The sequence below is a fragment of the Kitasatospora sp. NPDC057198 genome, from assembly GCF_042670125.1.
Classification (GTDB): Bacteria; Actinomycetota; Actinomycetes; order Streptomycetales; family Streptomycetaceae; genus Kitasatospora.
This window is the reverse complement of the sequence record NZ_JBHUWH010000228.1, coordinates 1-11,996: the sequence shown is the minus strand read 5'-3', so window position 1 is coordinate 11,996 and position 11,996 is coordinate 1. Positions and strand designations below refer to the sequence as shown.

11 protein-coding genes and 1 pseudogene are annotated in these 11,996 nt (G+C 75.7%); 3 read left to right on the top strand and 9 right to left on the bottom strand.

What is annotated here, in order from left to right:
- A pseudogene (locus ACFUEL_RS23805) lies at positions 1-708 on the top strand (hypothetical protein); the annotation flags it as partial.
- A 39-nt stretch (positions 709-747) separates the two neighbouring features.
- On the opposite strand, the gene ACFUEL_RS23800 reads toward ACFUEL_RS23805, so the two are convergent.
- Positions 748-1,107, bottom strand: coding sequence for an arsenate reductase family protein (locus ACFUEL_RS23800; protein WP_380238770.1), 360 nt, complete (start codon positions 1,105-1,107; stop codon positions 748-750).
- 299 nt (positions 1,108-1,406) lie between these two features.
- On the opposite strand from ACFUEL_RS23800, the gene ACFUEL_RS23795 reads away from it, so the two are divergent.
- Positions 1,407-2,525: a PP2C family protein-serine/threonine phosphatase gene (locus tag ACFUEL_RS23795; RefSeq protein WP_380238769.1), complete on the top strand. Its 1,119-nt coding sequence runs from the start codon at positions 1,407-1,409 to the stop codon at positions 2,523-2,525.
- Positions 2,526-2,539: 14 nt separating this feature from the next.
- Here ACFUEL_RS23795 and ACFUEL_RS23790 read toward each other — a convergent pair whose 3' ends face one another.
- From ACFUEL_RS23790 to ACFUEL_RS23765, 6 genes are all read right to left on the bottom strand, one after another.
- Positions 2,540-3,463 carry a transporter substrate-binding domain-containing protein gene (locus ACFUEL_RS23790; RefSeq protein ID WP_380238768.1) on the bottom strand — a complete coding sequence of 308 codons (924 nt, stop codon included), beginning with the start codon at positions 3,461-3,463 and terminating at the stop codon, positions 2,540-2,542.
- Between the two features lie 306 nt (positions 3,464-3,769).
- A complete protein-coding gene (locus ACFUEL_RS23785) occupies positions 3,770-4,366 on the bottom strand; it encodes a hypothetical protein (protein WP_380238767.1) in 597 nt (198 codons plus the stop codon).
- Between the two features lie 74 nt (positions 4,367-4,440).
- The gene (locus ACFUEL_RS23780; RefSeq protein WP_380238766.1) at positions 4,441-4,938 is read right to left on the bottom strand and encodes a hypothetical protein; all 498 of its coding nucleotides are present in this window, start codon (positions 4,936-4,938) and stop codon (positions 4,441-4,443) included.
- Positions 4,935-6,698, bottom strand: coding sequence for an alpha/beta hydrolase (locus tag ACFUEL_RS23775; RefSeq protein WP_380238765.1), 1,764 nt, complete (start codon positions 6,696-6,698; stop codon positions 4,935-4,937). The genes ACFUEL_RS23780 and ACFUEL_RS23775 overlap by 4 nt, the downstream gene beginning before the upstream one ends.
- Positions 6,699-6,700: 2 nt before the next feature.
- Complete coding sequence (locus ACFUEL_RS23770) at positions 6,701-7,045, bottom strand: WXG100 family type VII secretion target (protein ID WP_380238764.1); 345 nt, start codon at positions 7,043-7,045, stop codon at positions 6,701-6,703.
- A gap of 309 nt (positions 7,046-7,354) precedes the next feature.
- Positions 7,355-8,821, bottom strand: a complete 1,467-nt coding sequence (locus ACFUEL_RS23765) for an MFS transporter (RefSeq protein ID WP_380238763.1) — start codon at positions 8,819-8,821, stop codon at positions 7,355-7,357.
- 128 nt (positions 8,822-8,949) lie between these two features.
- Between ACFUEL_RS23765 and ACFUEL_RS23760 the strand changes: the two genes are divergently transcribed.
- Positions 8,950-9,609, top strand: coding sequence for a TetR/AcrR family transcriptional regulator C-terminal domain-containing protein (locus ACFUEL_RS23760; protein ID WP_380238762.1), 660 nt, complete (start codon positions 8,950-8,952; stop codon positions 9,607-9,609).
- Positions 9,610-9,810: 201 nt separating this feature from the next.
- Here the strand turns inward: ACFUEL_RS23760 and ACFUEL_RS23755 are convergent, their stop codons facing one another.
- Both ACFUEL_RS23755 and ACFUEL_RS23750 read right to left on the bottom strand, forming a co-directional pair.
- Positions 9,811-11,286, bottom strand: coding sequence for a pyridoxal phosphate-dependent decarboxylase family protein (locus ACFUEL_RS23755; protein ID WP_380238761.1), 1,476 nt, complete (start codon positions 11,284-11,286; stop codon positions 9,811-9,813).
- Positions 11,283-11,996 (bottom strand): MFS transporter (locus ACFUEL_RS23750; RefSeq protein ID WP_380238760.1); only part of this gene is annotated, 714 nt, incomplete at its 5' end. The genes ACFUEL_RS23755 and ACFUEL_RS23750, both read right to left, overlap by 4 nt.

Sequence of the window (11,996 nt, the reverse complement as noted above, 5' to 3'; positions counted from 1 at the left end):
GTCCGGGAGGTGCACGACCGGGCGGCGCGCGACGGGCAGTGGAAGATCGTCTGCTCCGCGCTGCGGGCACTGGAACGCTTCGGCCCGGCGGCGGCCGCCGCCCGGCCCGCGGTCCGCGCCCTGACGGCGCCCGGCGGACCGGGGGGCGCCGAGACGGCGCTGGTCGCGATCGCCGCCCTGCGGGCGCTCGGCGCCGACCCGGACGAACTGCTGCCGCTGCTGCTGTCCGGACCGGACGAGGACGGCGGCCCGTTCCGCTTCCACGACCTCGGCGGCGTCGCGGAGCTGCTCGGCGCGATCGGCCCCGCGGCCGCCGCCGCCCTGCCCGGCCTGCGGGAGCACGCGGTGGGCCGGGGCTGGACGTCCGTGCACTGCGCGGCCGCGCTCTGGGCGGTCGGCGGCGTGGACGAGGCGGCTGCGGTGCTGGACGTCCTGCTCCCGGCCTGGGAGGCGAACCTCTACACCGCCCGCGTCGTCGTCCCCTGCCTGGAACGGATGGGCCCCGCCGCCCGCCCGGCCGCCCCCCTGCTGCGCGCCTGGCTGGCCCGGCCCGGCCGCGGCGGCGCGTTCGGCGGCCTCGAGCAGGACGAGGAACTGTGCCGCGCCGGCCGGGCCGTCCTCGCCGCGCTCGGCGAGCCGGAGTCCGAGCCGGAGTCCGAGCCGCAGTCCGAGCCGGGCCCCGGGCCGGCCGCCTGGCGGGGCCGGTAGTCCGGTGGGCCGGGGCGGGCGGGGCGGGCGGGGCGGAGGTCAGTGGGAGATGACGTCGTCCAGGGCGTCCGGGGTGCGGCCGATGACGGTGTAGCCGTCGTCCGCGGTGATGATCGGGCGCTGGATCAGCTGCGGGTGGGCGGACATCGCCTCCACCCAGCGGGCCCGGTCGGCCTCGGTGCGGCCCCAGGAGCGCAGGTCCAGCTCCTTGGCCGCGTCCTCGTCCAGGCGGGCCACGTCCCAGGGTTCGAGGCCCAGCCGCTCCAGGACCCCGGTGAGTTCGGCGGCGCTGGGCGGGTCCTCCAGGTAGCGGCGGACGGTGTACTGCACGCCGGCCTCGTCGAGCGTGCTCAGGGCGGTGCGGCACTTGCTGCACCGGGGGTTGATCCAGATCTCCATGGCCGTCCAGCGTACCCACCCGCCGCCGCCCGGCCCGCCCGGACGGTGACGCAGCTCACGGCATGTTCCCCGCCCGGCCGGAACGGGTCGAAGGTCCCGAGCCGTCAGGACCTTCGCGGGCGGTGGCCGGGCCGGGCCGCACGCGACGATGGGGGAGAGAGCCCTGCCCGTTCCGGCCGTCGAGGAGGCCCAGCATGACCGCGCTGCCCGCCCCCGTCCCCGCCACCCGGCACCGGAGCGAGCCCGAGCGTCGGAGCGATCCCGAGCGCCGGAGGGGACCCGCGCGGCGGAGCGAGCCCGTGCGGCCCCCGGACGCCCCCGGGGCGCCCCGGAACGCCGGGGCCCGCTGGGAGGCCGCGATGGCGGCGGCGCTGCGCACCCCGACCTGGGTGCGGCTGCTGCCCGTCCTGCTGCTGGTCGCCGACCTGGTGATGGAGTGGTCCGTCCCCCGGTCCGTCGCGGCGGGCTTCCTGCTCACCGTGGTCCCGGTGGTGGTCGCGTTCAGCGGCGGCCCCGCCCTGGTCGCCGGCTCCACCGCGGTCACCGTCGCCCTGCAGGCGCTGCTCGCGCTGCGGGCCGGCCACCTGACCGAGCAGCACCACGTGTGGACGTACCTGGCCACCGTGCTGGCCGGTGCGATGGGCGCGGGGCTGGCCGTGCAGCGCCGCCGGCAGGCCCGCGACCTGGTCCGGGTGCGGGCGGTCGCCGACACCCTCCAGCACACCGTGCTGCGCCCGGTGCCCGCCCGCGCCGGGAGCCTGCGCACCGCCGGCCTCTACCACCCCGCGCAGGCGGACGTCGGCATCGGCGGCGACCTGTACGAGGTGTGCGAGACGGAGTACGGCACCCGGATCCTGCTGGGCGACGTCCGCGGCAAGGGCCTGGACGCGGTGCGCACCGTCGCGGACGTGATCGGCGCGTTCCGGGTCGCCGCCCACGAGACCGCCGGGCTGGGCGAGCTCGCCGACAAACTGGACCGGCACGTGCGCCGCACCGCCGAACAGGACGGCGACCGCGAGCTCTTCGTCACCGCGGTGCTGCTCCAGCACCGTCCCGGCGAGGACCGGATCGACCTGGTCAACCGGGGCCACCTCGCCCCGCTGCTGCTGGCCCCGGGCAGCGTGGGCACCGTCTCCTGCCCCGAGGACCTCCCGCTGGGCCTGGGCCACCTCGCGGCCGGCCCCGCCGAGCGGCCCGCGACCGTTCCGCTGCCGCCCGGCCGCACCCTGCTGCTGCACACCGACGGCCTCACCGAGGCCCGCGACCGCGCCGGCGCGTTCTACCCGCTCGCGGCCCGCCTGGGCACGCTGTCCGCCACCGGTCCGGACGCCGTCGTCACCTTCCTCGACCACGACGTCCGCCGCCACGCCGGCGCCCTGACCGACGACGTGGCGGTGCTGGCCTTCGCCACCGCCTGAGACCCGCCCGCGCCCTACGCGCCGTTGGTGACCGAGTTCTGGATCGCGCCGACCGTCAGCTTGTGCTCGGTCAGCACCTGGTCGTAGGTGCCGTTGGTGATCAGCCGGTTCATCGCCCGCATCAGCACGTCGCGCAGCTGCTGGTCGTCCTTGCGCAGCGCGATGCCGAACGGACGGGGCTGCATCTGCGGGCCGCCGATGTCGAAGGCGGTGCCGTTGCCGACGGTCTGCGCCGCGTAGACGGCCTTCGGGTAGTCGGTGACGAACGCGTCCGCCGGGCCCTTGAGGTTCTCGAGCGCGGCGGCGTCGCTGTCGGTCTCCATGATCGTCAGCGGGTGGCCGTCGCGGTCGCAGGCCGCCTTCTGCAGGGTCACCAGGTCGTCGTGGGTGGTGCCCTTCTTGACCGTGACGGTGCTCCCGCACAGCTTCTCGACCTCGGTGATGCCCTTCGGGTTGCCCTTGTCGACGGCGATGCCGATGCCCGCCATGAAGTAGTCGACGAAGTCCACGCCGGGGCTGGTCCGCAGGCCGGCCTTGTCGAGGCCCTGCTCGCGCTCCCGGGTGTCGGTGATCCCGGACATCGCGACGTCGTACTTGCGGTCCATCAGGCCCGGCAGCACGTTCGCGAACGGCCCGACGTCCTGGAACTCCAGTCTGACGCCCAGCAGCGCGCCCAGCTTCTCCGCCAGGTGCGGGTCGAGCCCGTCCGGCTCGTTGCGGTCGTTGCGGTAGACCACCGGCGCGGCGGTGAAGGAGGCGCCGACCGTCATCACCCCCGCCTTGCGGATCCGTTCGGGCAGCATGGCGTGCAGGTCCGCCCGCCGGTCCGAGGGGCTCCCGGACCCGACGATGCCGCACCCGCTCGCCAGGAGCGCCCCTCCCACGACTCCTACGACGGCGGCGAGCGCGGTGCGCCTCCGCCCGGTCAACTGAACCATGGCTCGTCATCTCCCCGTGGTCGACGCGGAACACGACAAGCCCAGGGACGACGGACGGCACGGCGGCATGACGGCGGAACGCGGCATGGCGATACCGAGGAAGACCCCTCGGCCGGCCGCCGTTCCGGCTAGATCGTTCCGACTATAGCCAGCATGGTCACGACACCCCAATGCCAGCCGCCAACTACTCTCCGTCAAAGGCCCGTTGACGCCCGATCAGGCCGGATCGGCCCTGATCTGTCCCGACGGCGCGTTATGTCCCCCGATCGGCACGCGAATTGCCGGGTCGCGGGGGGTGCGGCGGGGTCAGGACCAGGCCGGGTCCTCGAAGACCGGCACGGTGTCCGGCCCGCCGTCCCGGCCGGTCGGCAGCGGGCTGGGGGCGGGGCCGAACGGGGTGCGGCTGCCCGGGTCCGCCACCCAGGCGTCGGCGACCACCGTGACGTTGCCGGGGACGCCGATGCTGACGCTCACCCCGGTGCCGTCGGGGGCGGCGGCGGAGGCCAGGTCGGCGGCGTCGCCGTCGTGCAGGGTGTAGCCGAGGCCCCGCCAGTACGCGCGGACCTGCTCCAGCAGGCGGGGCCGGTTGGCGTCGGCGACCTTGGTGAGCACGTAGCGGCGCAGGGTCAGCTGCGCGGTGCCGTCGGTGTCGCGGGCGGCGTTCTCGTGCGGGACGGCCCGGAACGCGTCGTCGGCGTACCGGACGGCCGGGGTGAGCGCCCCGGTGGTGCCGTCCACCAGTTCCTGCAGCCTGCTCCGGGCGGTGTCCAGCGCGACCAGCCGCCGGTCGGCCCGGCCGCCGCCGCTCCCGGAGCCGCCGTCCCCGCCCCCGGACGGGCCGCAGCCCGCCGCGCCCAGCACCAGCAGCAGCCCCGCGACGGCGCCCGCCACCCGCAGCCTCATCCCGACTCCCTCTGCCCGCCCGTTCCGTCCCGTCCCGCCCCGGAACGGCCCCGGAACGCGCCCCCCGACCGACCCTAGACCGACCAGAACGGGTCCTGCCGCCGGGGCATGGTGTCCATCGACCCGTCCGGCCCGATCGGCACCGTGCTGCTGCCGCCGAACGGGTACGACAGGCCGGGCGCGGCCAGCCCGTCCACCCGGGCCAGCAGCGTCCCGTTGCCCGCGAAGCCGATCCGGAACTCGGCCGTCCCGTACGGGGTCTTGGCCCGCAGCACGGGCAGCACCGGGTCGCCGTCGTCCTCCACCGCCCAGCCGCGCTCCCGCCAGGCCCGCCCGAGCTGGGCGAGCAGCTCGGGGTAGCGGTGCTCGGCCACCCGGGTCAGCAGGTAGCGCCGCTTCTCCAGGTGCGCGGTGCCGTCCGGCTCCCGGGTGAAGGCGTGCTCGTGCGCGACCGCGACGTAGGGGCCGTCCGCCCAGTGCGCGGCGGGGGTGAGCGCGGCGGGGGCGGAGTCCAGCAGCTCGTCCACCGCGGACCGGGCCGCCAGCAGCTCGGGCGCCAGGTCGTCGTTCATCGGTACTCCTGTCCGGACACCCGGTCGCCGTGGCCGGAGACGATCAAGCCCATGTTGCGCAGGGAGTGCCCGTCCCGGCCGTCGCCCTGGTTCCAGTAGTCGGAGTGCGACTCGAAGCCCAGCGGCCCGTCCGCGACGTCGAAGCGGTGCGCCCCGAACTCGCTGCTGGCCGGGTCCTGGCCGAACCACAGCTCGTTCGGGTCGCCGTGCCCGGCGATCTTGTCGCCGATGAACCCGCCGGCCAGCGCGCCCAGCGGCCCGGCCACCAGGCCGCCGACACCCGCGCCGATGCCGATGCCCTTGGCCTCGTCGTGGCTGGGCAGGTGCGAGACCGGGTCGTTCTCGGCCGCGCCGACCCACACGTGGTCCGCACCGACGCCCAGCTGCGAGGCCCGCTGCGCGCCGGTGCCGGGCGAGCCGACCAGGACGATGTCGTCCGCGGGGATGCCGCCGGGGCGCTGCGCGGCCTGCCCGACGGTGAACGAGCCGTACGAGTGGCCCAGCGCGGTCAGGTGCGCGGGCTGCCCCTCGTGCGAGGCGCGCAGGCCCTGCAGGAAGCCCTGGTACGCCTCGCCGCCCTGCTTGGCGCGCTCGTCGTCGGCCACCGCGAACATGTCGGAGCTGATGCCCTTGACCTGCGGGGTGTCGTAGCCCAGCCAGGCGATCGAGGCGGTGGAGCGGCCCGGGTCGAGGTCGTGCGCGGACTGCCACAGGTCGCGGGCCCGGTCGGCGTCGCCGGCCCCCATGTTCTTGACCTCGGTGTTCAGGCCGGGCACGTACGCCACCACGTCGTCGGCGGTGTCCGGGTTGCCGTAGGCGATGGCGGCCCGGCCCTGGCCCTGGTCGCCGATCACCATCAGGTAGGCGGGGGGCTGCTTGCCCTGCTCCTCGCGCAGCCGGCCCTGGATCGCCCGGAAGCCCTCCAGCTTCTTCTCGTCCCAGTCGGAGAGGTCCTGCCGGGAGGAGAGGTCGGCGACCAGCCGGTCCAGGTTGATCCGGTTGGCCTGGTCGCGGGCGGGCGTCGGCATGCCGTCGCGGTTGCCGAGCTCGGCCGGGTACTTCTGGATCAGGCGCTGCTGCTCGTCCGGCGGGAGGGCCTTCCACCAGGCGTTCACCTCGGTGGGCGGGGCGTCCTTGCCGGGCATCCCGGCGTGCACCAGGTCCTCGGGGCCGCCGAACGGGCTGACCGCGCCGAGCAGGGCGCTGTTCAGCCGCAGCATCGCGGTGCCCGGGTCCAGCCCGGCGCCGGTGCGGGCGTCGTCGGTGTACTGGCGCAGGCGCTGCGCGGTGACCTGGTCGGCGTGCGCGGCCTCGGTGAGCGCGTCGGTGATCCGGTCGCGCAGATCGGTGCCCTGCCGGGCGCGGTCCGGCGCGTCCGGGTCGTGCCGCTCGGCGGCGCTCGGCGGCGGCCAGGAGACGCCGCCGTCGTCGGCCACCGTGAAACCGTTCGCGTCGGCGTCGGCGAGCGCGGCCCGGAGCTTGGAGCGGGCCAGCAGGAACGCCTCGGCACCCTCCCGCAGCACCGGGGCGATCCGGGCCAGTTCCAGGTGGGCGGCGGTCAGCTTGCCGGTGGTCCGCGACAGCGAGCCCCGGGCGAGGTCGGCGGCGTTGCCGGTCCAGCCGGAGGCGCTCACCCGGCCGTCGACGCCGCCGCGCCAGGTGTCCGCGTGGGCGGAGAACTCGGCGGCCAGCGCGGCGTACGCGTCGGCGGCGGTGAACAGCCGGTTCGGGTCCGCGTCGCGCAGCGTGGGGACGTCCATGCTCACCGCCCCGTCAGACCGGCGGCGGCGTCCTGCTCGGCCCGGCGGTAGTTCGCCGCGGTGCGCCGCAGGTTGTCGCCCTGCCGGTCCATCTCGGCGGAGAGCTCGTCCAGCAGCCGCTTCCACTGGTCGGTGCAGGCGTCCAGTTCGCTGCCGGTCGTCCAGCCGCGCAGCCCCGCCTCGGCGTCGTCGGAGGCGCCCAGCACCCGCGACGTCCCGCCCGGCACCTGCTCGGCGACACCGCCCGCGGTCTGCCCCGCCCCGTCCAACTCGTCCGGCTCGACCCGGAACCCGCCGCCGCCGCCGCTGCCACCGCCGCCGCTGCCGTCCGGCCCCACGCTCAGCACGCCATCCCCCACCACCGGTGTCGGTCCGACCACTTGAGCGGGCCATGCTAGCGAACGCACCGGCCGCGCCCGCCCCCGTTCACCACATCCGCACCCCCGGGACCGCCCCGTCGCCCGCCCTTCGCCGGCCGTTCCGCCACCGGATCGGGCGAACGCCGCTCCCGCCGCCCGCGTCACCCGATCCGGCACCGGGTTGGAGAACGTCGGGAGAGCACCACCAGGGGCTCGGGGAACGGCGAGCCCGTGCTGCTGACGGCCGGAGCCCATCGAAGGTTCGTGCTGCTGCGTCGTAGTGACAGAACCGAAAGCTCACGCACGCAACGGCAGTGAACCGCCAGCAGACTGGGCCTCGCCGTTCCCCGAGCCCCTGATTTCGCCTCCCGCCGTCGTCCCCGAGCCGCTGCGCAGGAGCAGGGCGACCAGGACGGCGGTGGCGGCCAGGGTCGCGGAGCCGCAGCGCAGGGCCAGGTGCAGGGCGTCGACGAACGCGGCGCCGTCGGTGGCGGGCGCGCCGGCCAGCCGTGCGGTCAGCACGGCCCCGAGGACGGCGATGCCCAGGACGCCGCCGAGTTCGCGCAGCGTGCTGATGGTGGCGGAGGCCGTTCCGGTGTGCTCCGGGGCGACCCGCTGGAGCACCGCGATCGACACCGGGGTGAAGGTCAGGCCCATGCCGAAGCCGAGCACCACCAGCGTCCAGGCGTACGACCAGTAGTGCGCCTGCCCCGAGTACAGCGACAGCCCGCCGAGGCCGACCGCGCACAGCGCGATGCCCAGCACCAGTGGCGTGCGCGGGCCGTGACGGCCGGCCAGCCGGCCCGACAGCGGGGCCGCGAAGACGATCACGCCGCTCATCGGCAGCCCCGCGTACCCGGCGTCGGTCGGCGCCCAGCGCATCACGCCCTGGAGCATCAGCGGCAGGAAGAACAGCGCGCCGAACATGCCGAAGCTCACCATCAGCCCGCTCAGCATCGCCCCCGCGAGCACCCGGTCACCGAACGTCCGCAGCTCCAGCATCGGTTCCGGGGCCCGCAGTTCGACCAGGACGAAGAGCGCCAGCAGCACGGCCGCGGCCGCCCCGCAGGCCAGCACCCGGGCGTCCGTCCAGCCCCGCCCCGGGCCCTCTACCAGCCCGTACACCAGCGCGCCCAGGCCGCCCGCGGACAGCACCAGGCCCGGCAGGTCCACCCGCCGCCCGCGCGGCGCGACCTCCGGCAGGACGCGGTACGCCAGCACCAGGGCGAGCGCCCCGACCGGGACGTTGATCCAGAACACGCTGGCCCAGCCGAACGCGTCCACCATCGGGCCGCCGAGCACCGGCCCGACGGACAGGCCGAGCGCCGAGACGCCCGACCACAGGCCGATCGCCCTGGCCCGCTCCTTCTCGTCGGTGAACACGTGCCGCAGGATCGCCAGGCTGCCCGGGGTCAGCAGCGCCGCGCCCACCCCCTGCAGCATCCGGGCCGCGACCAGCGCCCCGGTGCCGCCGGCCAGCGCGGCCGCCGCCGAGCCCAGGGTGAACAGTGCCAGCCCGATCCGGTACACCCGGGTGCGGCCGTACCGGTCGCCGAGCGTGCCGCCGGTCAGCAGCAGCGCCGCGTACAGCAGGCTGTAGCCCTCGGCGACCCACTGCAGGCCGCTGATGCCCGCGTGCAGGTCCCGGCCGATCCGGGGGAGGGCGATGTTGACGATGACGTTGTCGAGCATCGCCATGAACATCGTGGCGCAGAGCGTGGCGAGCGCCTGCCACTTGTACCGGGCGCTCCTGGTGCCGTCCACCGCTTCCCCCTCCGGGTGTGCCGAGTAGCCCCTAACACTGTTAGGGGCCGCGATTGCGCACCCAGCATCGCCCTAACGGTGTTAGATTGCAAGTGCGAACCGCGCCCGCCACCACCCCAGGAGCACCCGTGGCCCAGCCCCCCGCGCGCACCCTCACCCGCGAGCGCCTCGCCGCCGCCGCCCTGACCGTCCTCGAACGCGAAGGACTCGCCGGACTCTCCATGCGCAAGGTCGCCGCCGAGGCCGGCGTGCAGGCCGCCTCGCTCTACTGGCACGTCCGCAACAAGGAGGAACTCCTCGACCTGCTCGGCGACGCGATCATCGCCGACGCCGAGATCCCGCCCCGCACCGGCGACTGGCGCGAGCAGTACCTCGAGTACGGCCGCCGCTACCGCGCCCTGCTGCTCGCCAAGCGCGACGCCGCCAAGGTCGTCGCCGGGCGCCTCACCACCGGCCCCCGCGTCCTCGCCGTCCTGGAGGACCAGCTCGACCGGCTGCGCGCGGCCGGCTTCGCCGACGCCGACGCCGCGATGGCCTCCTACCTGCTCTCCGCGTACGTCCAGGGCTTCGTCCTGCAGGAGCAGTCGCCGCTCTCCGCCGCCGAGGCCGCGGGCGCCAGCCGCGGACAGGTCGCCCACGCCGCCGGCGAGACCTTCCGCGCCCTCCCCGCCGAGACCCACCCCAACCTGGTCGCCCTCGCCGACGACCTCACCGACCCCGACATGGACACCCGCTTCGAGTTCGGCCTCCAGCGCATCGCGGACGGCCTGGCGGCCCTGCTCCGATAGCGCCGAGAGCCCCGCCAGGGGCTCGGGGAACGGCGAGGCCCAGTCTGCTGGCGGTTCACTGCCGGAGCGCGCATCGGCTTCGGGTTCTGTTCAAGACACGCAGCAGCACGAACCTCCGATGGGCTCCGGCCACCAGCAGCACGGCCCCGCCGTTCCCCGGGCCCCTGAATGTGCTTCCCGCCGTTCGTACCCGGGCCCCTTCTACCGCCCCAGGTAGGGCGAGTACAGCGCCGACAGGAAGCGTGTTGCGAGCTGGTCGCGCAGGTGCGGGGGGAGGGCGTTCAGGAGGCGGTTGACGCCGGCCATGCGGGTGGTGGCCTCGGGGGAGAGGTCGAGGCCGGTGGCGGGGAGAAGGGCGGCGAAGGTCGCGTCGTCCAGGGTGGTGAGGTCGAGGCCGTCGAGGAGGGCGAGGATCTCGGTGGGCGGGGCGACCGGTCCGCGGGCGCGGACCGCGGCGACGCTCTCGCGCAGGGCGTCCAGCAGCGCGTCCACGCCCTGTCCGCTGACGCCGGTGAGCGTGACGTGCAGGCTGGCGGGCAGGCCGTCGACGCTCAGCTGGGGTTGCAGGAAGAAGCCGCGGGCGCGCGACTCGTCGGCCAACTCCCAGAGGTCCAGCGGGTGTTCGCCCGGCGCGGGGTCGGTGCCGATGGCGACCAGGGTCGCGTCCGGCGTGCCGAGCACCCGCAGCCCGTCGACCGCCGCGATGCCCGCGACCAGCCGCCGGGTGGCGTCGAGTGCCGCGCGCCCCAACTCCCGGTAGCCGTCGGCCCCGAGGGCCTGCAGGGTGGCCCAGGCGCCGGCCAGCGGGCCGGCGCCCTTGCTGCTCTGGACGGTGGAGTTGACCACCGGGTAGCCGGGCCACTGGGCGCAGGCGAAGTAGGCGGCGAGCCGCATCGGCTGGTCGCGGAAGAGCAGCACGGACGCGCCCTTGGGGGCGTAGCCGAACTTGTGCAGGTCGCAGGAGAGCGAGGTGACGCCGGGTACCGACAGGTCGAACGGGGGTACTTCGGCCCCGGCCTCGGCGAGCCAGGGCAGCAGCCAGCCGCCCACGCAGGCGTCGACGTGGCAGGGCAGGCCGCGCTCGGCCGCCGCCGCGGCGATCGCCGCGACGGGGTCGACCACGCCGTGCGCGTACGAGGGCGCGGAGGCCACCACCAGGACGGTCCGTTCGGTGCAGGCCGCGGCCATCGCCCCGGGCACGGCCCGGAAGGTCTCCGGGTCGACCGGCACCGCGACGACCTTGACCTTCAGGTACGTTCCGGCCTTGAAGAACGCGGCGTGCGCCGTCGCGGGCACCACGATCTCGGGCTCGGCGACCTCGGGCCGGGCGTCCCGGGCGGCCTTGACCGCGAGCAGGATCGACTCGGTGCCGCCGCTGGTGAAGATGCCGGGCGTGCGCTCGTCCCCGCCGAGCCGGGCGGCGACCGCGCCGACCACCTGCCGCTCCAGCGCGACGATGCTGGGGAAGGCCGTCGGGTCCAGGCCGTTGACCTCCAGCATGGCCAGGTAGGCGCCCTCGGCGGCGGCCCGCACCTCGGGCCGCCCGGCGTCGTAGGTGTACGCGGTGGTGCGGCCGCCGCGGGTGGGCAGGTCGGCGGCGGTGAGGGTGCGCAGTTCGGCGAGCAGTTCCCCGGCGGGGCGCCCGGTGTCCGGGAGCGCGGACTGACGGTCCGTCATGAAGGTTCTCCAGCAAGTGAGTCGACGAAAACGGCGGGGGCGGCGGCAGCGGCCCGGCGGCGCCCGTAGGCGCGCAGCGCGGGCAGCGAGGCCAGCATCAGCAGGGCCGGGACGAGGCTGAAGCCGAGCAGGACGCCCGTCCGGGCGGTGGCGGTCTGCGCGACGGGGTGGTCGGTGGTGGAGGAGGCGAACCCGGCGGCGGCCAGCGCCAGCGAGAACAGGCCCGGCCCGGCGGCCAGTCCGACGGTCTCGCCGGCCGTCCACAGCCCGGTGAACGCCCCGGACTGCAGCCGTCCGGTGCGGGCCGCGTCCGCGTGCACGGTGTCCGGCAGCAGCGACAGCGGCAGCACCTGCAGCGCCGCGTACGCCACGCCCAGCAGCGCGCACAGCGCCAGGGTCGCGGCGACGTGCGCCGTCCCCGTCCCGGCGGCGGGCCACAGCGCGGCGGAGGCCAGGACGAACAGCGCGGTCGCCGCGCCCAGGCAGCGCAGCCGGCCCCAGCGGGCGGCGGCCCGGCCCCACAGCGGGACGGCGACGGCGCTCGGCGCGACCAGACAGACGAACAGCACCGAGGTCAGGCCGTAGCCGCCCAGCCAGTACGTCGCGGTGTACGGGGCGGCGGCCAGCATGATCGCCACCGCGGCGGCCTGCAGCACGAACGCGCCCAGCAGCGCGAAGAACGCCCGGTTGCCGCGCGCGGTGCGCAGCGC

Bases quoted from the DNA above. Each gene is read 5' to 3' on its own strand.
- ACFUEL_RS23775 (WP_380238765.1), bottom strand. From the start codon at position 6,698: ATGGACGTCCCCACGCTGCGCGACGCGGACCCGAACCGGCTGTTCACC.
- ACFUEL_RS23800 (WP_380238770.1), bottom strand. From the start codon at position 1,107: ATGGAGATCTGGATCAACCCCCGGTGCAGCAAGTGCCGCACCGCCCTG.
- ACFUEL_RS23755 (WP_380238761.1), bottom strand. From the start codon at position 11,286: ATGACGGACCGTCAGTCCGCGCTCCCGGACACCGGGCGCCCCGCCGGG.
- ACFUEL_RS23790 (WP_380238768.1), bottom strand. From the start codon at position 3,463: ATGGTTCAGTTGACCGGGCGGAGGCGCACCGCGCTCGCCGCCGTCGTA.
- ACFUEL_RS23780 (WP_380238766.1), bottom strand. From the start codon at position 4,938: ATGAACGACGACCTGGCGCCCGAGCTGCTGGCGGCCCGGTCCGCGGTG.
- ACFUEL_RS23785 (WP_380238767.1), bottom strand. From the start codon at position 4,366: ATGAGGCTGCGGGTGGCGGGCGCCGTCGCGGGGCTGCTGCTGGTGCTG.